This is a genomic window from Pantoea sp. X-Soil-TKNS-1211 (assembly GCF_059730495.1).
In genome coordinates this window covers 134,806-158,762 of record NZ_AP035954.1, presented here as the reverse complement: position 1 = coordinate 158,762, position 23,957 = coordinate 134,806, and the positions used below count along the sequence as shown (strand labels likewise).

Here is a 23,957-nt window from a genome sequence, read left to right as displayed (position 1 = left end):
GTTAGCTATTCTTCAGTTCTGCCAGAGAATCGACATAGCGCAAGCCTTTTGCTGCCAGCTTCTGTCGCATCTGATAAATATCTAAACCGAGTTCCCCGGCGGCCAGCCGCTGGCGTTTACTCTCCTCCACCTCAATCCGTTGCGCCGCCGCCTGTGCCACCGTCCGCACCTCGTCACGCGGCACAATCACCACGCCATCATCATCAGCCACCACCAGATCGCCGGGATGAACCAACTGGCCGGCACAAATTACCGGGACATTCACTGAACCCAGCGTCTCTTTCACCGTGCCCTGCGCATAAACCGCGCGCGACCAGACCGGGAACTGCATCTCACGCAAGGTCTGGCTATCGCGGATACCGATATCCCCCACCAACGCCACCACGCCACGTGCCTGCAACGAGGTTGCCAGCAGATCGCCAAAGAAGCCGTCATGACATTCCGACGTCGGCGCGACCAGCAGAACATCACCCGGTTGGCATTGCTCCACCGCCACGTGAAACATCCAGTTATCCCCCGGCGACACCAGCACCGTCACCGCGCTACCGGCAATCGTCGTCCCTTGCTGCACCGGACGAATACGCGCATCCAGTAAGCCCTGACGCTGCTGCGCTTCATGCACCGTCGCCACACCAAAGCTGGCGAACTGCGTGATTAACGCCGCATCAGCGCGCTCGATATGCCGCACCACCACCCCTTTCTGATTGACATGACTCATGACAAATCCTCCGTCACGCGTGGGAACAGGCTTTGATAGCCCTCACCGTGGCTCAGCACGCGTGATGAAGCGATACCCACATTGCGTTTCGCCTGCACACCACGTTGCAGCGCCACGCGGGTGTAGTACTCCCACAGGTGTTCCTGTCCGGCCATGCACTGAATGGCCGCGTATTTCTTTTCCCACACCGAGGTGATATCCAGCAGTACGTCGGGTTTCCAGTGACATTGTTCCGGCTGATGCGGTTCAAAGCAGTAAACCGGCGGTGCGCCAATGATCGGCTCGCCGGGACGATAACCCTCAGCCTGAGCGATGATACGGGCTTCCTGGGTCAGATTGGCCGCCAGCGGGTGATCGTAGTTGTAGGGATCAGCAACCGAATGGGTGAGAACAAAGTGCGGCTGTACTTTGCGGAACACGTCAGCCAGACGGAAAAGCGTCTCTTTATCGGCGCGCAACGGGTAGTCACCGAGATCAAAAAACTCAATTGAAGCACCGAGGATTTCTGCGGCTGACTGCGCTTCGCTGCGACGGTTAGCTTTGACAATCTCTTCAGTCATATTACCTTTGCGCCACAGTTTGGCCGATTCGCCACGCTCACCGAAGGAGAGGCAAACCACATGCACGTCATAACCACGTTCAGCATGTAAGGCGATCGCGCCACCCGCACGCCAGACGAAATCGGCGGAGTGAGCACTGACGACGAGGGCACTTTTTTTAGCGGTGTTTTCCATCTTGTATTCCTGCTGTTGCGTTTTTTTTCATCCTGACATGCCGCTCTACGCGCGAATAATGCCTTTCATTGCGCGAGCTATGATTTTTATTTATGTTGTGATTTCGATCGCCGATGGATGTGGGACTGGACAGAAAATAATGCAAGAAGATAATGATATTAAAATCATGCAACTACGTGCCTTTTGCATGATTGCAGAACGCGGTACGGTTTCGGAGGCGGCGGAGAAATTATTTCGCACCCAGTCGGCGATCACCCGTTCTATCCGTGATCTTGAGCACACTTTAGCCACGCCGCTGTTTGAACGCCATGCCAGCGGTATGTTGCTGACAGAAATGGGGAAATGCGTGTTGCCACGCGCCCAGCGTACCATCCACGAATTACAGCAGATTCCAGCCACGCTGGCACGGTTAAAGCAGCGCGATCATCACCGCGAAGAGGCAGAACCCATCTGGTTGTTTAATGTGCGGCGGCTTCAGGTGTTTCTGCGGCTATATCGCCTGCACCATACACAAAGCGTGGCGAACTCACTCAACATCAGCCAGCCTGCGGTGAGTGCCGCCCTGAAAGTGTTGGAAAAAGGGGCCGGGATGGCGCTGTTTCAACGCACGCCCAAAGGGATGATGCCTTCAGCGGCGGCGCGGGAGATGGCGCCCTTTATCAGCCGCGCATTGAATGAGATCCGCCATATCCCGGAAGATCTCGCCGCCGCCACCGGCATCCTCCACGGCACGGTGCACGTTGGCGCGCTGCCACTGTGCCGCAGCGCCTTGTTGCCGCTGGCGATAACCAAACTGGTGGCGGCGCATCCGGGCATTAAAGTGGTGACCAATGAAAGCGCCTTCGACGCCTTGATTACCGAGCTACGCGCCGGGGATATTGATTTCATCCTCGGGGCGTTACGCCAGAGCGAGCAGGTGCTGGATATCCAAAATCAGGTGTTGTTTGCCGAATCGCTGGTGCTGTTGGTGCGGCCACAACATCCGCTGGCGGGGCATCGGTTGACGGCCAGCGATTTAGCTAACGTGCAATGGATATTACCGCGCGATAACACCCCATCGCGTCATCTGCTGGATGCCGCCTTTGGTAAGCTGGGGATGACTGCGCCTGCCCCGGTGGTTGAGAGCGGCGATTTAGCAATTGTGCGCGGCCTGCTACTGAACTCTGACATGGTAGCCGCGGTGTCCTCGCACCAACTGGATTACGAACTACGGGCAGGGATCCTGCAACCGCTGGAGCTTGCCTTGCCGGATACTCATCGCGAGATTGGCTTAACCCTGCGGCAGGGGGCGCTGCATGCACCCGCTGCCGAGGCACTGATTCGATATATTGTTGAGGTAGCCGCGCACGCATCGTAGCGGCGAGATTTATCGCGCCGCGACAAAAATCATTACGACTCCACCTTATTAATCCCCAACCGCTTCATCCGCGAGAGCAACGTAGTACGCTTGATGCCAAGGCGCTGAGCCGCGCCACGTGGACCAGCCACCACTCCGTTGGTCTCACGCAGTACCCGCATAATCAGTTGATACTCGTCTTCTCCTTCGCGTGGTTCGATGACTGGCGTTTCGCTTTTCCTGACGGGTGGGGCGTCCGTCATTTCCGGTAATGAAAGATGCAGTACGTTGCCGCGCGTCATCAGCACCGCCCTCTCAATCACATTTTCCAGCTCACGGACGTTGCCCGGCCACTCCATGCGCCGCAACATGCTCAGTGTCTCAGCGGGAATGCTGTCGATATTACGATTCAGACGATGGGCGATTTTAAAGGTCAGCGCTTTCACCAACAGCGGTATATCCTCGGGGCGCTCGCGCAGTGGGGGTAATCGGATGGGGAACACGTTCAGCCGGTAATAGAGGTCGTTACGAAATTCCCTGTCGGCCACCATTTGTTTCAGATCACGGTTCGTAGCGGCAATTAATCGCACATCGACGGTTTGCAATTTATTGCTGCCAAGGCGTTCGAACTCCTTTTCTTGCAGCACGCGCAGCAGTTTAGGCTGCAACTCCAGCGGCATATCCCCCACTTCGTCAAGGAACAACGAGCTTTTATCTGCCAGTTCAAAACGGCCTATGCGTTGGGTGTTAGCGCCGGTAAAAGCCCCCCGTTCGTGACCAAACAGATCGCTTTCCAGCAGCCCGGCAGGCATGGCGGCGCAGTTCATTTTTACCATGCGCCGCCGATTGCGTTGGCTCTGGCTGTGAATGGCACGGGCAATCAGCTCCTTACCCGTGCCGGTCTCTCCAAGGATCAGCACGGTGCTGTCGCTGGCGGCCACAATTTCGACCTGCTTAAGCACATTCATCATGACTTCGCTGCGGCCAATAATTTCTCCCGCATCACTGTCCCCGGCGTTTACCGACTCGGTAATCCACGCGCTTTTACCCGTCAGAGTTTCCTTCAGCCGGTTGATTTCCTGCCATGCCAGCGCGTTATCGAGCGCAATCGCAATGCGTTCGGCAATTTGTTGCAGCAGTTCAAGGTTGGCAGCGCTAAATCCCCGTTCCCCGCACTGCGCCAGCTTCATCACCCCCAACATATTGTCACCAAATTTCAGCGGCATCAGGCACAGCGTCTGAATCTGATTATCCCAAAGCTCAAGTAATCTGCGCTCATACGAGGCCGCTTGATCGTCGGGATAAAGATTAAGCAGCAGCGTTTCACCGCTGGCAAAAACCTGTTCAGACAGCGTGCCAGCTTCGGGAACGTCGCTCAAATCATGGATGGGCGACGCTTCATCAACAAAATGGGTGGAGTAGATGGTCAGCCATGCTTTGCGGCTGCTGCGCACCACGATGCTGATGGAATCGATGGCAAAATGACGGTGGATTTCGCGCGCGGTTTCTTGCATCACCTCGTCGAGATCGAGTTTTGACAGCACCGCATTGGTCACCGCCACCAAAATGCGAAAATCATCACGTTCACGACTCAACACCTGACAATGGTGATCGATATCTTGCGTGCTGCGGATCTGCTGCGCGCACAGCCCCACCACCTGCGTCAGTGTATGCAAACGCTCCAGTTCTTTCTCGCTCCAGCCCGTATCGTGGTCGCGAATAAACTCGCACCCCCCAAAAATCTCGCCACCGGAAACCAGTGGCAGCAGGCAGTAACGACCAAAAGACGAGTACAGAGGCAGCCTGGCCACCTGCGGCCAGCTCTTCCCAAACTCATGCCACTGACAAATCAACGCCTCAGGGCGGGAAAGAATCCGTTGCATTGGCCCCGTTGCCAGCACCTTCTCCTGTTCCGGGTTGTGCTCACTTCCCAGGTTATCCATGCCATAAAAACTCACCTGCAAATGCAATGGATGATAAAGCAGTACATTTACGCGATCCGCCAATGCCCCTTGTTTGACCAGTTTGGTCAGGCAGTTAGCGAGCGCACCAAAATCGGGCTGTTGCAGCAGAGTCTGGGTGATTTCAAACAAACCCTGCTGCCCGATATCGCTCATCGGGGTATATGCCATTTATGTCGTCCATTGAAAGACCTCCAGTTAAATATGGAGGCGGGAACATCGTCCAATATTGATGAGAATTAAAGTTTATGTGGTTTTCTTTCGGGGAGACCAGGCATAGATCAACAAATACGCGGTAGCGGTTCCGCATGCGGGAGATCCAGAGTACGTTTGACACCATAAAGTCCGGTGATCCTGACGCCGGGTTTCTCAGTCACCACGCCGATAATCGCGGCCTGTGTACCCAGATGATGGCGCTGCAATGCCGTGATGACCGCAGGCGCAGCATCCGCTGACGCCACGATCACCAGTTTGCCTTCATTGGCAAAATTCAACGCATCCAGACCCAATAACTCGCAAACGCCCCGCACGGCCGGATTCAACGGCAGCTGATTCTCGCTGATTTCCATGCCACAGTGGCTGGCAGCAGCAAACTCGTGTAGCACTGCGTTCACACCGCCACGCGTAGCATCACGCAAGGCCTTCACGCCGTTGATACCGACCAGTGGCGCGATCAGCGTAGTCAGGGGAGCGCAGTCGCTTTGCAGATCACCATCCAACCCCAACTGTTCACGTAAATTAAGAATCGTCGCACCATGGTCACCGAGGGTACCGCTGACAATCAACACATCGCCAGCACGAATCTGCGCTGCGCCCCAGTTCAGGCCACAAGGAATTGCACCGATACCTGCCGTATTGATGAATAGCTTATCTGCGGCACCGCGCGGCACCACTTTGGTATCACCGGTAACGATAGTAACGCCAGCTTCTCTGGCCGCCCGCGCCATGCTGGCAACCGTACACTCGAGCGTCGCCAGCGGCAGCCCTTCTTCAAGGATAAATCCACAGGATAGCCAGCGCGGCTGCGCGCCACTGACGGCAATATCGTTAACCGTGCCACACACCGCCAGCGTGCCAATGTCTCCGCCGGGGAAAAATAGCGGATCGATAACGTAGCTATCGGTAGAAAATGCCAGCCGGTCGCCCCGGTTGCTCAGCTCGTTGAGCGCCAGCCGGGCCTGGTCTTCCTGTTCCGCTAGCCAGGGGTTATCAAATGCCTGTAAAAACAGGCTGTTGATCAGTTGCTGCATCAATCTGCCGCCACTGCCATGGGCCAATTCAATTGATTTCATCATTCACTTCCTGACTTCTGTACTGATACCAGGCCGCACAGGCTCCTTCAGAGGAGACCATCAGCGCCCCGAACGCATTTTGTGGGTTGCAGCCTGTACCGAACATCGGGCACTGATGCGGCTTGCAACGCCCGGTGAGCACATCGCCACAGCGGGCGCGTGGATCGTCGCACACCCGCTGGTGTTGCGGCCGAAAATGCGCTTCGGCATCAAAAGCTTGATAAGCCTCCGTCAGACAAACACCTGAATCAGCAATCACCCCGAGGCCACGCCATTCGGAGGCCCCTTTGAGGCAAAAAACCTCATTCATGGCCTGCTGTGCCAGCACATTTCCCGCATCCGGCACCACGCGTTTGTATTGATTCTCCACCTGAGTTTGCTGCTTAATTTTTTGCTCCACCAGCATCAACACACCCTGCAATAAATCCATTGGCTCGAAACCCGCCACCACCAGCGGCCGCCGGAATTGTCGGGGGATAAATTCATAGGCAGTGGTGCCAATCACCATGCTGACATGGCCCGGTGCCAGAAACGCGTCGATACCGTTATCCGGCTGTGACAACAGACTACGCAAGGTGGGGAGCAGGGTGATGTGCTGACAAAAGAACCAGAAATTGGTGATCTGCTGCGCTTTGGCCTGTTGCAGGGTAATCGCCGTGGCGGGCATGGTGGTTTCAAAGCCCAGACCGAAAAACACCACTTTCCGCTGCGGATGCAAGCGCGCCAACGTCAGGGCGTCCAGCGGCGAATACACCACCCGGACATCCGCGCCCTGGGCTTTGGCCTGCATCAGCGAGCCATTTCTTCCCGGCACACGCATGGCGTCGCCAAAAGTGCAGAAAATCACCTCCGCATGGCGGGCAATTTCAATGCAGCTGTCAATGCGCCCCATCGGTAACACGCACACCGGGCAACCCGGACCGTGAATAAAATCGATATTGTCTGGTAGCAGTTGGTCGAGGCCGAACTTGAAGATGGCGTGGGTATGTCCGCCGCATACCTCCATGATCTGCAAGGGATGCTGCGCATCATAATCCAACAGTGGCGCACGCTTATTCAGGGTTTCAATCAACTGCATGACGCGCGCGGGGTCGCGGTATTCATCGACATAGCGCATCAGCCACGATCCTCGCCATACAGCAACGCGCCCACGTCCGGTTCCACTTCGAACATGTTTTGCAGTGCGTCGAGGGTGTCACGGGCCTCTGCTTCATCGATGATGCTCATCGCAAAGCCGACATGTACCAGCACCCATTGGCCGACCGCAGCATCACCTACCAGCGTCAAATTGACCTCCCGCTGCACGCCGCAGACGTCCACTTTCGCGCTACCATCAGCCAGCCGCGCAACAATCTGGCCCGGAATGCCTATGCACATCGTTCGGCCTCCAGCCAGTTGATCCACGCGTCCATCCCAGCGCCGCTGGTGGCGGAAACCAACAGGATCTGGATATCCGGATTCACCTCGCGGGCATAGGCCAGGCAGCGGTCAACGTCGAATTGCAGATACGGCAGCAGGTCGATCTTGTTCAACAGCATCAGCGAGGCCGCAGCAAACATATACTTATATTTTAGTGGCTTATCCTCACCTTCCGTCACCGACAGCAGCGCCACTTTATGCCTCTCCCCCAAATCGAACCCTGCCGGGCACACCAGGTTACCCACATTCTCAATAAACAACACACCGTCGTCTGCCAGCGGCAAGCGCTGCATGGCATCGCGAACCATTTGTGCATCCAGATGGCACCCCTTACCGGTGTTGACCTGAATGGCTGGCGTGCCGGTGGCACGGATACGCGCCGCATCGTTCACCGTTTGTTGATCACCTTCGATCACCGCACAAGGCACCTTGCCCTGTAACCGTTTCAGGGTTTCGGTCAGCAAGGTGGTTTTGCCGGAACCGGGACTGGATACCAGATTCAGCACCAACTGGTGGCGTGCGGCAAAGCGGGCACGATTCCCCTGTGCCAGCTGATTATTTTTATCCAGCACATCCAGTTCCAGCTCCAGCATCTTACGCTGAGTGATCCCGGGCGCATGGGCTTGCGCCACGCCGTGTCCATAATGCAGATCGCCCTGCTCACCTGCACGTGGGGAAAATTGCACGCCGGAAATTCGCTGCAACCGACGCGGCGCTGGCGCAAAGGGTGCGCTGCGAAATGCCGAGTGCGGGTTGCGCTCATCACCTTCGATATACAGGTTGCCTTCACCGCAACCACAGGTACTACACATGATTGATCTCCTGATCGATTTCCAGCCGCTTAATCTGCACGCCATCATCCGCCACGATCCGCAGTTGATTACCACCGCAGTCCGGGCAAAGCCTGACGCGCTGCGTCAGCAACGTGACGTACTGCTGGCAATCGTGGCACCAGCACTCCGCTTCCTGCTGCTTAAGATGCAACGTACAGCCTTCAGCCAGGGTGCCCCGGCACGTCAGTTCAAAGCAGAACTGCATCGCGCTGGTCTCCACACAGGAAAACGCGCCGACCTCAAGCCAGACGCTCGTGACACGGCGAGCGCCATGTTGCCGGGCGTGACTTTCAATTAATTCGACTGCGCGTTGGCAGAGGGTGATTTCGTGCATGCTGCCTCCTGGGTTAGCTGAGGCCAGTTAATGCAAAGACGGTGCCAGTGCAGCGTCACCCCCGATGTCAAAGATGACGAAATGACATGTCACTGACGGCATTACGGACAGGTGAATTATATGATTAATCATTAAATACAACGACTTACAAACATGGCACGAAATGTGCCTTATGGGGAGTATTCGTACAAAACAGAGTGATTTAATCATGGACATTAGGGAACTGAGTGAAAAAGCAGACTACATCGCCGAACAGCATCGACGGCTACAAGCCCAGTGGAAGCAGTACGGGAACGCCTTAATTCAGGGGATTACGCTGGAGAAAGCCAGACTGCATCACACCATCGTCTGCACGCCGGGAGATGGCCTGCGCTTCTTCCTGTTTGAACATTTCGTTATTCATATTCAGCCTGGCGAGGGCTTTAACAACCACCGCATTGAGTATTACCTGGAGCTGGCCGACGGTAGCGATAAGTTATTGATTGGAAATGCAAATATGGATAACGACGGTCGCATTGACAATGCCTTCAGTACGCGCGATCGCGAAAAGGTACTCACGCATTATCTGGAACTGATCCAACCGGTTTATGACAGCCTGTATCTGGCCGTTCACGAGAACACCCCGGTGTCGCTGGCGCGGCTACAACCAGCCGCCGTGGCGTAGAGAGATTGAGGATGTCGAAAACTGTCGAAGCGACAGGTTCTCGGCATGGTTTCGTCATTAATGACGACAGTCACCAGAGGAATTCATTGGTGAACCGTTTTGTAATCGCTGATTCAAAATTATGTATTGGCTGCCATACCTGTGAAGCCGCCTGCGCCGAAACGCACCGTCTTCAGGGTTTGCAGTCGATGCCGCGTTTAAAAGTCACGCGTAGCCGGGACGAATCCGCCCCGCAGATGTGCCGCCACTGCGAAGATGCGCCTTGTGCCAGCGTCTGTCCGGTAAATGCGATCAGCCGCGTCGATGGCGCGGTAGAGCTGAACGCCAACCTGTGCATCAGTTGCAAACTGTGCGGCATTGCCTGCCCGTTTGGTGCCATCGAGTTTTCCGGCAGTCGGCCGTTACATATTCCGGCTGACGTCAATACCCCAAAAGCCCCTGCCGCACCGCACGATCCCCTCCACGTCAGCAGCCTGCTGGATTGGATACCCGGCGTCCGGGCGGTCGCGGTGAAGTGCGACCTGTGCAGCTTTGACGAAAACGGCCCGGCCTGTGTGCGCACTTGCCCAACCAAAGCGCTGCAACTGATCGACAACACCGATATCGCCAAAGCCAGCAAACGGAAGCGTGAATTAACGCTGGCGGGTGCACTCGGGGATTTGAGCCTGTTTAGCCAGCCAGAGGCACGAAAATGAACGCATTTTTTCTGATTCAGTGGGCGTTGTCAGGACTGATGCTCAGCGCGCTATTGGCGGGAGTAACCGCATTTAACCGGCCCGTCAGCGGCTTTATCGCTGGAATTGGCGGCGCGATAAGTTGTGGTTTGCTGCTAATAGTAAGCGTACAGGGGATGCTGGGTTTCAATGCAGCAATGCCACTCTGGCGCTGGCAGGTACAACTGAATAGCTTTAACAGCATCTGGTTAGTGACAGTGTCACTCTGCGGCCTGTTTATTTGCCTGTTCAACGTGAGCTGGCATCGCCATCCACAGGTCAAAGCCAACGGACTGCTGGTCAATCTGACCCTCGCCGCCAGCGTTGCCGCCCTGCTCGCGGATAACCTCGTCACGCTGGTGGCGATGGCTGAAATCGTGGCGCTGTGTGGCTACTTCCTTACCGGCTGTCGCAAATCCGGCCAGCTGTGGTTCGCGCTCGGTCGCCTCGGCACGCTGCTGTTGATTGCCGCCTGCTGGCTGCTGTGGCAGCAATACGGCACGCTCAGTTACCACGGCTTACGCCTGGCGTTGCAGGGATCAGCACTTTCGCCGCTGGTGCTGTGGTTAAGTTTGCTCGGCTTTGGTCTGCTGGCAGGGATTATTCCGCTGCACGGCTGGGTGCCGCAGGCGCATGCCAATGCTCCTGCTCCGGCCGCCGCGTTATTCTCAGCAGTGGTGCTGAAAATCGGCCTCTACGGCATCATCAGCTTCTCACTGATCGCCGAAGTGCTGCCGCTGTGGTGGGGCGTGTTGGTGGTGGTGCTCGGTATGGTGACGGCCTTTATCGGCGGTCTGTATGCCCTGATGGAGCACAACATCAATCGCCTGCTGGCTTATCACTCGCTGGAAAATATCGGCATTATCCTGCTTGGGGTCGGTTGCGGGTTTATCGGTATCACGCTGCATCAGCCGACGCTGGTGGCGCTGGGGATGATCGGCGGCCTGTTCCATCTGTTTAATCACAGCCTGTTTAAGACCACGCTGTTTCTCGGCGCAGGCGCGGTGTGGTTCCGTACCGGTCATCACGATATCGAGAAATTAGGCGGAATCGGCAAGCGTATGCCACTGATATCCCTTGCGATGCTGGTTGGATTGATGGCGATGGCGGCGTTGCCGCCGCTGAATGGTTTTGCCGGTGAGTGGGTGATCTATCAGTCATTCTTCCAGCTTGGCAGTCTTGATCCGTTTATCGCCCGCATTATCGGACCACTGCTGGCTGTGGGGCTGGCGATCACCGGCGCACTGGCCGTGATGTGCATGGCGAAGGTGTACGGTGTCACCTTTCTCGGCACAGCGCGTACCCCGGAAGCCGCACAGGCTGCCAACCCACCCGGTTTGATGAATCTGACTGTCGTTCTGCTGGCGCTGGGTTGCGTAAGCACCGGTGTGGCCGCCCCCTGGTTATTACCCCTGCTCCAGCACGCTGTACCACTGCCGGTGCAAACCGCCCATACCCTGGTATCCCAGCCGATGATCGCCCTGCTGCTGATTATGACGCCGTTGTTACCGCTGGTGCTGCTGGTGCTGTTCCGTGGCGACCGCCTGCCAAATCGCACGCGCGGCCCGGCATGGGTGTGTGGCTACGATCACGAACCGGCAATGGTGATCACCGCAACGGGTTTTGCTCAGCCCGTCAGAGCGGCTTTTGCGCTCCTGCTGGCATTACGCCACCGCCTCAATCCTGCGCAATGGCTGCCCGGCTGGCGGGCTGACTGGCTCGCCGTCACGTTTCGCCGTCTGGCGTTTATTGAACTGGCGATCCTGCTGGTCGCGGTCATCGCCTGAGGATCCACTATGACAACATTCTTTTTTGCTCTCATCCAGGCGCTGGTGCTGTTTGCTGTCGCGCCACTGCTCTCCGGCATCACCCGCATGGCCCGCGCCCGGTTGCATAACCGGCGTGGTCCTGGCGTGTTGCAGGAGTATCGGGATCTGTTCAAGTTACTCGGCCGCCAGAGCGTGGCACCCGCTGCGGCGGGTTGGGTATTTCGCCTGATGCCGCTGGTGATGGTCGGTGTGATGTTGACGATTGCCACCGCACTGCCGGTGGTCACCCTCGCCTCGCCCCTGCCGCCGTTAGGCGATTTGATCACCTTAATTTATCTGTTTGCCATTGCCCGCTTCTTTTTCGCGATTGCGGGCCTGGATACCGGCAGCCCGTTCACCGGGATCGGTGCCAGCCGCGAGGCGATGCTCGGTGTGTTGGTGGAACCGATTTTGCTGCTCGGTCTGTGGGTGGCGGCTCAGGTAGCGGGCAGTACTCATATCAGTAACATCGCCAGCACCGTACATGCATGGCCGATCAGCCACAGTCTGACGCTGGTGCTGGCACTCGCCGCGTGCGCCTTCGCCACCTTTATCGAAATGGGCAAACTGCCTTTTGACCTGGCGGAAGCCGAGCAGGAACTCCAGGAAGGCCCGCTTTCCGAGTACAGCGGCGCGGGTTTTGCCGTCCTCAAATGGGGCATTTCACTGAAACAACTGGTGGTGCTGCAAATGTTTGTCGGGGTGTTTTTGCCGTGGGGTCAGATGTCGTCTTTTAGTTGGGGCGGTCTGGCGATCGCCATCGTACTGGCCCTCGTCAAACTGCTGGCTGGCGTGCTGATTATCGCGCTGTTTGAAAACAGCATGGCACGACTGCGAATGCTCGAAACCTCACGTATCACCTGGGCCGGTTTTGGTCTGGCCTTTTTAGCCTTCGTCTCCTTGCTGGCGGCGTAATTGCAGAGAACTTATTTCATGTCTGAAGATAAAATCGGTCAACACTACCTTGCGGCGCTGCATCTTAAGTTCCCACACGCGGTGCTGGAGGAGAGCTGGCAGACCAAAGATCAAATCACCGTTACCGTCAAACTCGACATGCTGCCGGAGATTGTCGAATGGTTGTATTACCAGCAGGGGGGCTGGCTATCGGTCCTGTTCGGCAATGATGAACGACAGCTGTGTGGTAGCTATGCGGTGTACTACGTGCTGTCGATGGAGAGTGGCACCAAATGCTGGATCACCGTTCGCGTCGCGGTCGATGCCCATCGGCCAGAGTTTCCGTCGGTCACACCGCGCGTCCCTGCTGCCGTCTGGGGCGAACGCGAAGTGCGCGATATGTATGGCTTGCAACCGATTGGACTGCCGGACGAGCGTCGCCTGGTGCTACCGGACGACTGGCCGGACGATCTGTACCCGTTGCGTAAAGACAGCATGGATTATCGCCAGCGTCCGGCCCCCACCAGCGACAGCGAAACCTATGAATTCATCAATGAACTGGGCAGCAGCAAAAACAACGTGGTGCCCATCGGCCCGCTGCACGTCACGTCTGATGAACCCGGTCATTTCCGCCTGTTTGTGGACGGTGAAAATATCATCGATGCCGATTATCGCCTGTTCTACGTCCATCGCGGCATGGAGAAGCTGGCAGAAACCCGCATGGGCTATAACGAAGTCACCTTCCTCTCGGATCGCGTCTGCGGAATCTGTGGCTTTGCTCACAGCACCGCCTACGCCTCCTCGGTTGAAAACGCGATGGGCATTGTGGTGCCAGAACGCGCGCAAATGGTCCGCTCGATTCTGCTGGAAGTGGAACGCCTGCACAGCCATCTGCTCAACCTCGGTCTGGCCTGCCACTTTGTCGGTTTCGACTCCGGATTTATGCAATTTTTCCGCGTGCGTGAGTTGTCGATGAAGATGGCAGAAATCCTGACCGGCGCACGTAAAACTTACGGCCTGAATCTGATCGGTGGTATTCGCCGGGACCTGATGAAAGACGACATGATTCAGACGCGTCAGCTGGCACAGCAGATGCGCCGCGAGCTGTTTACTCTGACGGATATTCTGCTGAGTACCCCCAATATTGAAGCCCGTACCGTGGGCATTGGTCGTCTCGATCCGGGTATCGCGCGCGATTTCAGTAACGTCGGCCCGATGGTACGCGCCAGCGGCCATGCACGCGATACCCGTGCTGATCACCCGTTTGCCGGTTACGGTTTGCTCCCGCTGGAGGTACATACCCTCGCGGGCTGTGATGTGCTTTCGCGCCTCAAGGTGCGTATCAATGAGGTGTTCACCGCACTCAATCTGATTGATTTCGGTCTCGACAATTTGCCGGGCGGCCCACTGATGGTGGAAGGCTTTACCTATATACCCAACCGTTTTGCCCTCGGTTTTTGCGAAGCGCCACGTGGTGACGATATCCACTGGAGCATGACCGGCGATAACCAGAAATTATTCCGCTGGCGCTGCCGTGCAGCGACCTACGCCAACTGGCCGACCCTGCGTTATATGTTGCGCGGCAATACGGTCTCAGACGCACCGCTGATTATCGGCAGTCTCGACCCCTGCTATTCCTGCACTGACCGCATGACGGTGGTGGATGTCCGCAAGAAGAAAAGTCAGGTGGTGCCGTACAAAGAGCTGGAGCGCTACAGCATTGAGCGCACCCATTCGCCGCTGAAATAGTTGGGAGTCATCATGTTTAGCTTTATCAAAAACGCGCTCAAAGGCGGTGTCGCCACCCAGTCTTACCCACTGCAACCCATCGATGTCGATGCCAACTTCCGTGGTAAGCCTGAGCATAATGCCCAGCAGTGCATCGGTTGCGCCGCTTGCGTGAACGCGTGTCCTTCCAATGCGTTAAGCGTGGAAACCGATCTGGTAGCCGGGCAACTGGCGTGGACGTTCAACCTGGGACGCTGCATTTTCTGCGCCCGCTGTGAAGAAGTCTGCCCGACCGCCGCGATCACCCTTTCTCAGCAGTTCGAACTGGCGGTCTGGAACAAAGCCGATTTTCTGCAACAGGCGCATTTTCCGCTGTGTCACTGCCGGGAGTGTGGTCACCCCTTCGCGGTACAAAAGGAGATCGACTACGCCATCGCCTTGTTACGCCACAACGGTGACCAGAGTGCGGAAAGCCGGAGAGCAGCGTTCGAAACCTGCCCGGCATGTAAACGTCAGCACAGCCTGACCTCATCCGCCAGTACCGCGTTTCATCGTCAATTGAGGGGAGCCAACGGATGAGTCATTTATTAGGTCCACGCGACCACCACGGCCAGCCTGTGCCGGTATCGGTGGAAGAATCGATTGCCAGCATGAAAGCCTCGCTGCTGAAAAAGATCAAACGATCGGCCTACGTTTATCGGGTGGATTGTGGTGGCTGCAACGGTTGTGAGATTGAAATTTTCGCCGCACTGACCCCGCTGTTTGATGCCGAACGCTTCGGGATCAAAGTGGTTCCCTCACCACGCCACGCCGATATTTTGCTGTTTACCGGCGCGGTAACCCGTGCAATGCGATCCCCGGCCTTACGTGCCTGGCAATCCGCCCCCGATCCAAAAATCTGTATCTCCTACGGGGCCTGCGGCAACAGTGGCGGTATCTTCCATGATCTCTACTGTGTCTGGGGCGGCACTGACAAAATCGTGCCGGTGGACGTCTATATTCCCGGTTGTCCCCCCACTCCTGCCGCCACCCTGTACGGTTTTGCCATGGCGCTGGGTTTGCTGGAACAGAAAATCCATGCGCGTCCGGCAAGCGAGCGGGATCTGCAACCCGCGCGCATTCTGCACTCGACCATGGTGCAGCCGCTGCGGGTAAGGATTGATCGCGCGGCACGCCGTCTGGCGGGCTATCGCTATGGGCGGCAAATTGCCGACAGCTACATGAACAAGTTAACGGCAGGCAGTGGCGCGGTGCAGCAATGGCTGGTGGAGGAGAACGATCCACGCCTCACCGAGATCGTCACGCATCTGGAAAACCTGGTGCAGATGGAGCGCGTGTAATGAGCGAATCCGTGGTGTTTTGCCAGCTCAGCCGCAAGTTTATCGATGAAAACGACCACACACCGGCAGATGCGCAACAGGTGATGTATTACAGCCTGGCGATTGGTCATCACCTTGGCGTGATCGATTGCCTGGAAGAGAGCCTGGTATGTCCCTGGGCGGCTTACCTGGCCTGGATTGCCACCCTACCCTACGCCAGCCAGGCCCACCGGAAAATGGCGGGGGTGCCGCGCTATGGCGAAATCGTCATCGACCACAGCCATGTGGTGATGCTGGCACAGGCCTTTGATGCCGCCAGAACCTGCCAGACCCCGCAGCAGCTGCAATGGAGCCAGGCATTGCTGACGATGCTACAGGCTATTCAACAGGAACCGGCTATCTATCTGATGGTCAGGAGGCGCTATGACTAAGGTTTTATTGTGTGTCGGCAACAACATGATGGGGGATGACGGTGCTGGCCCACTGTTGGCGGAAAAGTGCCGCGTCGCCCCACCCGGCAACTGGACGGTGATCGACGGCGGCAGCGCACCGGAAAACGATGTGGTCGCCATTCGCGCACAACGTCCGGATTTACTGCTGATCGTCGATGCCACCGACATGTTGCTGCCACCCGGTGAAATCCGCGTGATCGACCCGGACGATATCGCCGAAATGTTGATGATGACCACCCACAACATGCCACTTAATTATCTGATTGATCAGCTGAAAGAGGATGTGGGTGAGGTGGTGTTCCTCGGCATTCAGCCGGATATTGTTGGCTTCTGCTATCCCATGACCGAACAGGTAAAAAATGCCGTGGAGGAAGTGTATCAGCGGCTGGACAGCTGGGTGACTGACGGGGGATTTGCAGCACTCACCGTTGAAGGATGATGACCCGTAACCGTCGCGGCGCGATTTATCGCGCGTCATTTTCCGGCATCGCACACGGAACTGCGCGATAAATCGCGCCGCTACGGGTTCATGCCAGGTGTCATCATGCCAAATGTCATCGTCAAAAGTGTCAATGCCAACAAGGTGATGCAGTAACCTGCTGTTTTATATCATATAAAAACCTGGCACGATTTATGTATAGCTCCCTGACAATAACAAGTTCAATGCAGGAGTTTATGATGAACCGCTTCATCATTGCTGATTCAAGCAAGTGTATCGGCTGCCGTACGTGCGAGGTAGCCTGTGTCGTGTCCCATCAGGAAAACCAGGATTGTTCCGCGCTAACCCCGCAGACCTTCCTGCCACGTATTCACGTCATCAAAGGAGTGAATGTCTCTACGGCCACCATGTGCCGCCAGTGTGAAGACGCCCCCTGTGCCAACGTCTGCCCGAACGGGGCAATCAGCCGCGATAAAGGTTTTGTCCATGTGATGCAGGAACGCTGCATTGGCTGCAAAACCTGTGTCGTCGCCTGCCCTTACGGCGCGATGGAGGTGGTGGTTCGTCCGGTGATTCGCAACAGCGGTGCCGGACTGAACGTGATGGCGGAAAAAGCCGAGGCTAACAAATGTGACCTCTGCCACCAACGCGCATCCGGCCCGGCGTGTATCGACGCTTGCCCGACCAACGCCATCATGTGCGTCGATCGCAACAAACTTGAACAGATGAGCGCAGAAAAACGCCGCCGTGCCGCGTTAGATACACCCTCATTGTTGTCGTTTTAATCCCGGCATTTCACATTTTTACAGGTTGGCTACAGATGAAAAAAATTACCACCGTCTGCCCCTATTGCGGCGCAGGTTGCAAACTGAAACTGGTCGTCGAGAACAACAGAATCCTGCGTGCCGAAGCGGCCGACGGCGTGACTAACCAGAACGAGTTGTGTCTGAAAGGCTACTATGGCTGGGATTTCCTCAACGACACCAAATTGCTCACACCCCGTCTGACTCAGCCGATGATCCGCTATCAGAAAGGCGGCAAACTTCAGCCTGTCAGTTGGGAAGAAGCCATTAGCTATACGGCGAAACGCCTGAGCGAGATTAAGCAGCAGTTCGGACCTCGCGCCATTATGACCACCGGATCGTCACGCGGCACCGGCAACGAAACCAATTATGTGATGCAAAAGTTTGCCCGTGGTGTGCTGAACACCAATAACGTCGATTGCTGCGCACGCGTGTGCCACGGCCCGTCCGTTGCCGGATTGCAGGTGACACTGGGTAACGGTGCGATGAGTAACTCCATCGGCGATATCGAAAACTCCAAATGCCTGCTGGTGGTGGGTTACAACTGCGCCGACTCACACCCGATTGTGGCGCGTCGCGTAATTAAAGCTAAAACGAACGGGGCAAAAATCATTGTCTGCGACCCGCGTCGCATCGAAACTGCCCGCATCGCCGATCAACATTTGCAAATCAAAAACGGCTGCAATATGGCGCTGGTCAATGCCTTCGGCTATGTGCTGCTGGAAGAACAGCTTTACGACAAAGAGTATGTCGCACAATACACCGAAGGTCTGGACGCCTATCGTGACACGGTTAAAGGCTACGCGCCGGAGGATGTCGAGCATTTGACCGGCATCCCTGCCCAACAGATCCGCCAGGCGATGCGCACCTACGCTGCGGCACCTTCCGCCACCATCATGTGGGGTATGGGGGTCACGCAGTTTGGCCAGGCGGTGGATGTGGTGAAAGGTTTGTCCAGCCTGGCGCTGCTGACCGGGAACCTTGGCCGGGAAAATGTCGGCGTCGGTCCGGTACGTGGTCAGAACAACGTCCAGGGTGCCTGCGACATGGGTGTTATCCCCAACCAGTTTCCGGGCTACCAGGACGTGGTCGATCCTGCCGTGCGCGCGAAATTCGCTGCCGCCTGGGGCATCGATGCGGCGCTGATGGATGACAAAGTCGGTGTGCGTATCACCGAAGTGCCGCATCTGGCGCTGGAAGGCGAGATGAAGGCATATTACATCATGGGGGAAGATCCACTTCAGACCGAAGCGGATTTAGGCCTGGTGCGTCAGGGCTTTGAGGCGCTCGACTTTGTGGTGGTGCAGGACATCTTTATGACCAAAACCGCCGAGGTGGCCGACGTGCTGCTGCCTGCTACTTCATGGGGTGAGCACGGTGGCGTGTTTACCTGTGCCGACCGCGGTTTCCAGCGTTTTGAGAAAGCCATCGAGCCGCAATATAACGTCAAACGTGACTGGGAAATTATCAGCCTGATCGCCACGGAGATGGGCTACCCGATGCACTACGACAATAATCAGCAGATCTGGGATGAGCTGCGCGAATTATGTCCGCTGTTCTACGGCGTGACCTACGAAAAAATGGGCGAGATGGGACATGTACAGTGGCCCTGCCCGACGTTGGATCATCCCGGTACTCCGTATCTCTACAAAGGCAGCAAGTTCGATACGCCAACCGGCAAAGGGCAACTGTTCGCCGCAGAATGGCGCGCACCGGCAGAAGTGCCGGATGAACAGTATCCGTTGGTGCTGTGTACCGTGCGTGAAGTGGGGCATTACTCCTGCCGTTCCATGACCGGCAACTGTGCGGCGCTGCAAACCCTCGCGGATGAGCCGGGTTATATGCAAATCAACCCGCTGGACGCCGATGCGTTGGGGATTCAAGACCAGCAACTGGTATGGGTCAGCTCACGGCGCGGCAAGGTCATCAGTCGCGCCGATGTGAATGAACGCATCAATAAAGGTTCGGTGTATATGACTTACCAGTGGTGGATTGGTGCCTGCAATGAACTGACCCAGGACAACCTCGACCCCATCTCCAAAACGCCGGAAACCAAATATTGCGCGGTCAACGTCAGCGCGATTGCGGACCAGGCGTGGGCCGAACAGTATGCGCAAACCACTTACAACCAGATGAAAGCGCGCCTGCGCGCCGCGGCTGAAGCATAAAAAATACGTAACGGCGCGATTTATCGCGCCGTTACGGACACAAATTATAATTTATCATGAATAACAATGGCATAGCATTACGTATTCGTGGCAAGGTCCAGGGCGTCGGCTTTCGCCCGTGGATCTGGCAGCTGGCACAGCAACTCCAGCTTAAAGGCGACGTCTGCAATGATGGCGCGGGCGTGTTGGTGCGTCTGACTTGCCTGCCAGAGACCTTTCTCACGGCACTTTATCAGCACTGCCCACCGCTGGCGCGCATTGAAAGCGTGGAACAACAGGCGCTGCACTGGACCGCCGAACCTGAAAATTTCACCATTCGCCACAGCAGCACGGGGGCAATGGAAACCCAAATTGTCCCGGATGCCGCCACCTGCCCGGCCTGTCTGCGTGAACTGAATGATCCCTCGGACCGACGTTACCGCTATCCCTTTATTAACTGCACCCACTGCGGCCCGCGCTACACCATTATTCACGCCATGCCTTACGATCGCCCCGCCACGGTGATGGCCGCCTTCCCGCTGTGCCAGGCTTGTGAACAGGAGTATCGCAACCCGCTTGATCGACGTTTTCATGCCCAGCCGCTGGCCTGCCCGGATTGCGGCCCGCAGATCAGCTGGCACAGCGCCGGGCAACGGTGTGATGGTGACGCAGCACTGCAACAGGCCGTAACCGTGCTGAAAAATGGCGGGATTGTCGCGATCAAAGGGCTGGGCGGTTTTCATCTGGCAGTGGATGCCCGTAACCCGGCTGCGATACAGCGGCTGCGCCAGCGTAAGCGGCGACCCGCCAAACCCTTTGCGGTGATGGTGCCGGATAGCCAGGGCTTACCGGAAGCGGCCACGCAGCTTCTCACTTCACCTGCGGCCCCGATTGTGCTGGTCAATCGTCACCTGTTTCACGGGCTGAGTGCCAACATTGCGCCAGGCCTGAATGAAATCGGGGTGATGCTGCCTGCCAACCCTCTCCAGCATTTGCTGATGCAGGATTTTGGTGGCCCGCTGGTGATGACCTCCGGCAATCTGAACGGCCTGCCGCCCGCGCTTGAGAATGAGCAGGCGCTTGCAGAACTGGCTGGAATTGCCGACGGCTGGCTGCTGCATAATCGTCCAATCCTGCAACGCATGGATGATTCCGTAATGCGTGTTAGCGGTGAAATGCTGCGGCGCGCCCGTGGGTTTGTCCCGGACGCCCTGCCCTTGCCGCCCGGTTTTAGCCATCTGCCACCGGTGCTGGCACTCGGCGGCGATCTGAAAAATACCTTCTGTCTGGTACGTGACGACCAGGCCGTGCTCAGTCAGTACTTCGGCGATTTAGCGCAACACGGCGTCGAAATCCAGTGGCGTCGAGGGTTAGACCTGATGTGCGAAATTTACCACTTTACGCCACAACAGGTTGTTGTCGATGCCCATCCATCCTGGTGCAGCACACAACTGGGGCGCGAAATGGCGCTGCCAGTCACTGAGGTGCTGCATCACCACGCCCACGCAGTCGCGTGCCTGGCCGAACATCACTGGCCACTGGACGGTGGCAAGGTGCTGGCGCTGGCGCTGGACGGCATTGGTTATGGCGCTGACGGCCAGCTATGGGGCGGTGAATGTCTGCGGGTGGACTATCGGGAATGTTCACATCTCGGCGGCCTGCCAGCGGTGGCCTTGCCGGGTGGCGATCTGGCGGCTAAGCAGCCGTGGCGGAATCTGCTGGCGCAGTGCGCAGCCTTTGTACCGCACTGGCAGCAATATCCTGAAACGGCGGTGATACGCGCGCAGAACTGGCAACCATTGGCTCAGGCCATGCAACGCAGCGTCAATGCGCCACTCGCCTCCTCCTGTGGTCGTCTGTTTGATGCCGTGGCGGCGGCCCTCGGCTGCGCTGCACTCCAGCAAAGTTATGAGGGCGAGGCCGCCTGCCTGCTGGAGACGATGGCGCTGGATCATGGCCCCTGTAGTCATCCCGTGACCTTGCCGCTGGTCCAGGGTTGTCCCGATATGGTCACCTTCTGGCAGCAATGGCTGGGCTGGCAGGCCAGCGCCCCGGCAAAAGCATGGGCGTTCCATGATGCGCTGGCACAGGGACTGGCCGATCTGGTTCACCATCATGCCAGGCAGCAAGGCCTTACTACCCTCGTGTGCTGTGGCGGGGTGATGCATAACCGTCTGCTGCGTGAACGCCTGCGCGGGTGGCTCCCTGATTTAACCATTTTGTTCCCGTCACAGTTGCCTGCGGGCGACGGTGCGCTTTCTCTCGGTCAGGCATTGATTGCCGCCGCGCGTTTTATGCCTCATACACAAGGAAAAAAATGATGTTTTTGCGTGTTCTTCGTGAAACCCCGCGCGCTGGCGCGTTGCTGGGTGGATTAGTGGCAGTGAATCTTGCCGCCTGGATTTGGGCATTGGTGGTATTCCAGCAAAGCACAGCGTTGATGGCGACCTGTCTGCTGGCGTGGACTTATGGCCTGCGCCATGCCGTTGATGCCGACCATATCGCTGCCATCGATATCGTTACCCGCAAAATGATGCAGCAGGGAAAACGCCCGGTCGGTATTGGCGCATGGTTTTCGCTCGGTCACTCAACCATCGTCATTCTGGCATCAATTGCTATCGCCGCTACGGCCGCCGCATTCCAGAAAAATATGGGCTGGTTCCATGAGGTGGGCGGCGTGATCGGCACCGCGGTGTCGGCCTGCTTCCTGCTGGCAATGGGACTGGTGAATCTGGTGATTCTGCGCAGCGTCTGGCGTAACTTCCGCCAGTGGAAACGCGGCGAGTCACTCACCCCCGATGCGCTCGAAACCACTGGAGGCGGCCTGATGAGCCGATTATTCAACTCCACCTTTAAGCTGGTGGATAAAAGCTGGCATATGTATCTGGTGGGCTTTTTATTTGGCTTAGGTTTTGATACCGCGACGGAGATTGGCGTACTGGGGATCTCGGCTGCCACCGCGTCGCACGGGATTTCAATCTGGTCGATCCTCATCTTTCCGGTGTTATTTGCCAGCGGCATGATGCTGGTAGATACCCTCGATAACCTGGTGATGCTCAATGCGTACGGCTGGGCGTTTAACAAACCGCAGCGCAAACTTTACTACAACATGACCATTACCGGCACCTCGGTGGTGGTAGCGCTATTTATCGGCGGCCTGGAAGCACTGGGACTGCTGGTCGACAAGCTCGGATTGCAGGGGGAAATATGGTACTGGATCGGCGGGATGAACGATAATCTGGGGAATGCGGGCTTTGTGGTTGTCGGGCTGTTTATCATTTGCTGGGGCGTTTCGATGCTCAATTATCGTTGGAAGAACTATGACGCGTTGTAACCAATTAACCGCTTAACCCTCTCAACTTTCAGGCAGCCAACGAAGTAACAATTTGTTAGCTGCCATGTTTATCTATTTCCAATCCTTATCTTTCCCCCTCATTTTTTGACAAAAAATGCATTTTTTCGCCTTTCAAAGCCTGCTTTGACCGAAAGCCCTTACATTTAACAATTATAAAATGTTAATGATACAAAACCACAACATAAAATTGACTGTTCATTTTCAATGTCCTGAAAAAAACCTTTGTTTCAAATTTGTTCAACTTAATTAGGAAGCAATATGAAAAAAAGAGCCAAAACACTGCCGGGAGTAACACGACGGCAGGTGTTGACGTGGACAACGTTGGGTGTTGCTGCCACGGTGACACAAGCGGCTGATGCCGTGTCTCTCAAAGGTACACCGGGCTGGACGCCCTTTTCTGACAATCCTCCCGAATCATTCGATCAACAAGGCTGGCTGTTCTTTACCCCTGAAGAAGCGCAAACCCTGGAAGCGATCGTTGATCGTCTGATCCCTGCCGATGAACTCAGCATGGGTGGCAAAGAAGCCGGTTGTGCCGTGTTTATTGATCGGCAACTGCACGGTTTTTACGGGACATTTGAACGGCTGTATATGCAAGGCCCGTTCCACCAGGGCACACCGGAACAAGGTGACCAGTCTCCGCTGATACCACAACAGCGCTATCGCCAGGGCATCGCAGCGCTCAACCGTTACGTGCAACAGAGCGCACAAAAGAACTTCGTCGACCTTCTACCGGAGCAGCAGGACCATTTGTTACAGGCAATGGAATCAGGCAAGGTGCATTTCGACGGCTACGATGCGCAATCCCTGTTTAACGACCTACTGACTAACACCATGGAAGGCTTTTTTGCCGATCCGATTTATGGCGGCAATAAAGACATGGTGTCCTGGAAGATGCTGGGATTCCCTGGGGCGCGTTACGACTATCGCGACTATATCGATCGCCATAACGAGAATCTGGGATTAGAACCCATCAGCATGATGCAATGGAAAGCCAGGGGATAACAA

General features: G+C 56.5%; 23 protein-coding genes. 15 read left to right on the top strand and 8 right to left on the bottom strand.

Translation table 11 applies throughout. The annotated features are described in order from the left end of the window. Window position 1: 1 nt before the first annotated feature. Both AC6I8W_RS21220 and galB read right to left on the bottom strand, forming a co-directional pair. Window positions 2–718, bottom strand: coding sequence for a 4-carboxy-4-hydroxy-2-oxoadipate aldolase/oxaloacetate decarboxylase (locus AC6I8W_RS21220; protein ID WP_497838636.1), 717 nt, complete (start codon window positions 716–718; stop codon window positions 2–4). Then, window positions 715–1,452, bottom strand: coding sequence for a 4-oxalmesaconate hydratase (galB, locus tag AC6I8W_RS21215; RefSeq protein ID WP_497838635.1), 738 nt, complete (start codon window positions 1,450–1,452; stop codon window positions 715–717). Before galB ends, AC6I8W_RS21220 begins: the two co-directional genes overlap by 4 nt. Before the next feature lie 139 nt (window positions 1,453–1,591). Between galB and AC6I8W_RS21210 the strand changes: the two genes are divergently transcribed. Beyond that, window positions 1,592–2,809 (top strand): LysR family transcriptional regulator, encoded by a 1,218-nt coding sequence (locus tag AC6I8W_RS21210; protein WP_497838634.1) that lies wholly within the window; start codon window positions 1,592–1,594, stop codon window positions 2,807–2,809. A gap of 32 nt (window positions 2,810–2,841) precedes the next feature. On the opposite strand, the gene flhA is transcribed toward AC6I8W_RS21210, so the two are convergent. The 6 genes from flhA to hypA all read right to left on the bottom strand — a co-directional run bounded on the left by flhA (window position 2,842) and on the right by hypA (window position 8,627). Continuing rightward, window positions 2,842–4,920, bottom strand: coding sequence for a formate hydrogenlyase transcriptional activator FlhA (flhA, locus tag AC6I8W_RS21205; protein ID WP_497838633.1), 2,079 nt, complete (start codon window positions 4,918–4,920; stop codon window positions 2,842–2,844). Between the two features lie 110 nt (window positions 4,921–5,030). Continuing rightward, window positions 5,031–6,041, bottom strand: a complete 1,011-nt coding sequence (gene hypE, locus AC6I8W_RS21200) for a hydrogenase expression/formation protein HypE (protein WP_497838784.1) — start codon at window positions 6,039–6,041, stop codon at window positions 5,031–5,033. Next, window positions 6,028–7,158 (bottom strand): hydrogenase formation protein HypD, encoded by a 1,131-nt coding sequence (gene hypD, locus AC6I8W_RS21195; protein WP_497838632.1) that lies wholly within the window; start codon window positions 7,156–7,158, stop codon window positions 6,028–6,030. Before hypD ends, hypE begins: the two co-directional genes overlap by 14 nt. Continuing rightward, window positions 7,158–7,418, bottom strand: a complete 261-nt coding sequence (locus AC6I8W_RS21190; RefSeq protein ID WP_497838631.1) for a HypC/HybG/HupF family hydrogenase formation chaperone — start codon at window positions 7,416–7,418, stop codon at window positions 7,158–7,160. Before AC6I8W_RS21190 ends, hypD begins: the two co-directional genes overlap by 1 nt. Continuing rightward, complete coding sequence (gene hypB, locus AC6I8W_RS21185) at window positions 7,409–8,272, bottom strand: hydrogenase nickel incorporation protein HypB (RefSeq protein WP_497838630.1); 864 nt, start codon at window positions 8,270–8,272, stop codon at window positions 7,409–7,411. The genes AC6I8W_RS21190 and hypB overlap by 10 nt, the downstream gene beginning before the upstream one ends. Next, window positions 8,265–8,627 carry a hydrogenase maturation nickel metallochaperone HypA gene (gene hypA, locus AC6I8W_RS21180; protein WP_497838629.1) on the bottom strand — a complete coding sequence of 121 codons (363 nt, stop codon included), beginning with the start codon at window positions 8,625–8,627 and terminating at the stop codon, window positions 8,265–8,267. Before hypA ends, hypB begins: the two co-directional genes overlap by 8 nt. Window positions 8,628–8,835: 208 nt before the next feature. On the opposite strand from hypA, the gene hycA reads away from it, so the two are divergent. The 14 genes from hycA to AC6I8W_RS21110 all read left to right on the top strand — a co-directional run bounded on the left by hycA (window position 8,836) and on the right by AC6I8W_RS21110 (window position 23,954). Next, window positions 8,836–9,291, top strand: coding sequence for a formate hydrogenlyase regulator HycA (hycA, locus tag AC6I8W_RS21175; RefSeq protein WP_497838628.1), 456 nt, complete (start codon window positions 8,836–8,838; stop codon window positions 9,289–9,291). An 89-nt stretch (window positions 9,292–9,380) separates the two neighbouring features. Further along, the gene (locus AC6I8W_RS21170) at window positions 9,381–9,986 is read left to right on the top strand and encodes a 4Fe-4S dicluster domain-containing protein (protein WP_497838627.1); all 606 of its coding nucleotides are present in this window, start codon (window positions 9,381–9,383) and stop codon (window positions 9,984–9,986) included. Next, entirely contained in the window at window positions 9,983–11,791 is a 1,809-nt protein-coding gene (gene hycC / locus AC6I8W_RS21165) for a formate hydrogenlyase subunit 3 (RefSeq protein WP_497838626.1), read from the top strand. The genes AC6I8W_RS21170 and hycC overlap by 4 nt, the downstream gene beginning before the upstream one ends. Before the next feature lie 9 nt (window positions 11,792–11,800). After that, window positions 11,801–12,727, top strand: coding sequence for a respiratory chain complex I subunit 1 family protein (locus tag AC6I8W_RS21160; RefSeq protein ID WP_497838625.1), 927 nt, complete (start codon window positions 11,801–11,803; stop codon window positions 12,725–12,727). Between the two features lie 18 nt (window positions 12,728–12,745). Then, entirely contained in the window at window positions 12,746–14,455 is a 1,710-nt protein-coding gene (locus AC6I8W_RS21155; protein ID WP_497838624.1) for a hydrogenase large subunit, read from the top strand. 12 nt (window positions 14,456–14,467) lie between these two features. Then, on the top strand, window positions 14,468–15,013 hold the full coding sequence (locus tag AC6I8W_RS21150) for a formate hydrogenlyase complex iron-sulfur subunit (RefSeq protein WP_497838623.1): 546 nt from the start codon (window positions 14,468–14,470) through the stop codon (window positions 15,011–15,013). After that, a complete protein-coding gene (locus tag AC6I8W_RS21145; RefSeq protein WP_497838622.1) occupies window positions 15,010–15,774 on the top strand; it encodes an NADH-quinone oxidoreductase subunit B family protein in 765 nt (254 codons plus the stop codon). The genes AC6I8W_RS21150 and AC6I8W_RS21145 overlap by 4 nt, the downstream gene beginning before the upstream one ends. Continuing rightward, entirely contained in the window at window positions 15,774–16,184 is a 411-nt protein-coding gene (locus AC6I8W_RS21140; protein ID WP_497838621.1) for a formate hydrogenlyase maturation HycH family protein, read from the top strand. Before AC6I8W_RS21145 ends, AC6I8W_RS21140 begins: the two co-directional genes overlap by 1 nt. Next, window positions 16,177–16,644: a hydrogenase maturation peptidase HycI gene (hycI, locus tag AC6I8W_RS21135; protein ID WP_497838620.1), complete on the top strand. Its 468-nt coding sequence runs from the start codon at window positions 16,177–16,179 to the stop codon at window positions 16,642–16,644. The genes AC6I8W_RS21140 and hycI overlap by 8 nt, the downstream gene beginning before the upstream one ends. Window positions 16,645–16,883: 239 nt before the next feature. Further along, window positions 16,884–17,429 carry an electron transport protein HydN gene (gene hydN, locus AC6I8W_RS21130; RefSeq protein ID WP_497838783.1) on the top strand — a complete coding sequence of 182 codons (546 nt, stop codon included), beginning with the start codon at window positions 16,884–16,886 and terminating at the stop codon, window positions 17,427–17,429. A 35-nt stretch (window positions 17,430–17,464) separates the two neighbouring features. Further along, window positions 17,465–19,615, top strand: coding sequence for a formate dehydrogenase subunit alpha (gene fdhF / locus AC6I8W_RS21125; RefSeq protein WP_497838619.1), 2,151 nt, complete (start codon window positions 17,465–17,467; stop codon window positions 19,613–19,615). A 56-nt stretch (window positions 19,616–19,671) separates the two neighbouring features. Then, on the top strand, window positions 19,672–21,915 hold the full coding sequence (hypF, locus tag AC6I8W_RS21120) for a carbamoyltransferase HypF (protein WP_497838618.1): 2,244 nt from the start codon (window positions 19,672–19,674) through the stop codon (window positions 21,913–21,915). Next, complete coding sequence (locus AC6I8W_RS21115; RefSeq protein WP_497838782.1) at window positions 21,915–22,928, top strand: HoxN/HupN/NixA family nickel/cobalt transporter; 1,014 nt, start codon at window positions 21,915–21,917, stop codon at window positions 22,926–22,928. Before hypF ends, AC6I8W_RS21115 begins: the two co-directional genes overlap by 1 nt. A gap of 279 nt (window positions 22,929–23,207) precedes the next feature. Then, on the top strand, window positions 23,208–23,954 hold the full coding sequence (locus tag AC6I8W_RS21110) for a gluconate 2-dehydrogenase subunit 3 family protein (protein WP_497838617.1): 747 nt from the start codon (window positions 23,208–23,210) through the stop codon (window positions 23,952–23,954). The last annotated feature ends 3 nt before the right edge of the window (window positions 23,955–23,957 follow it).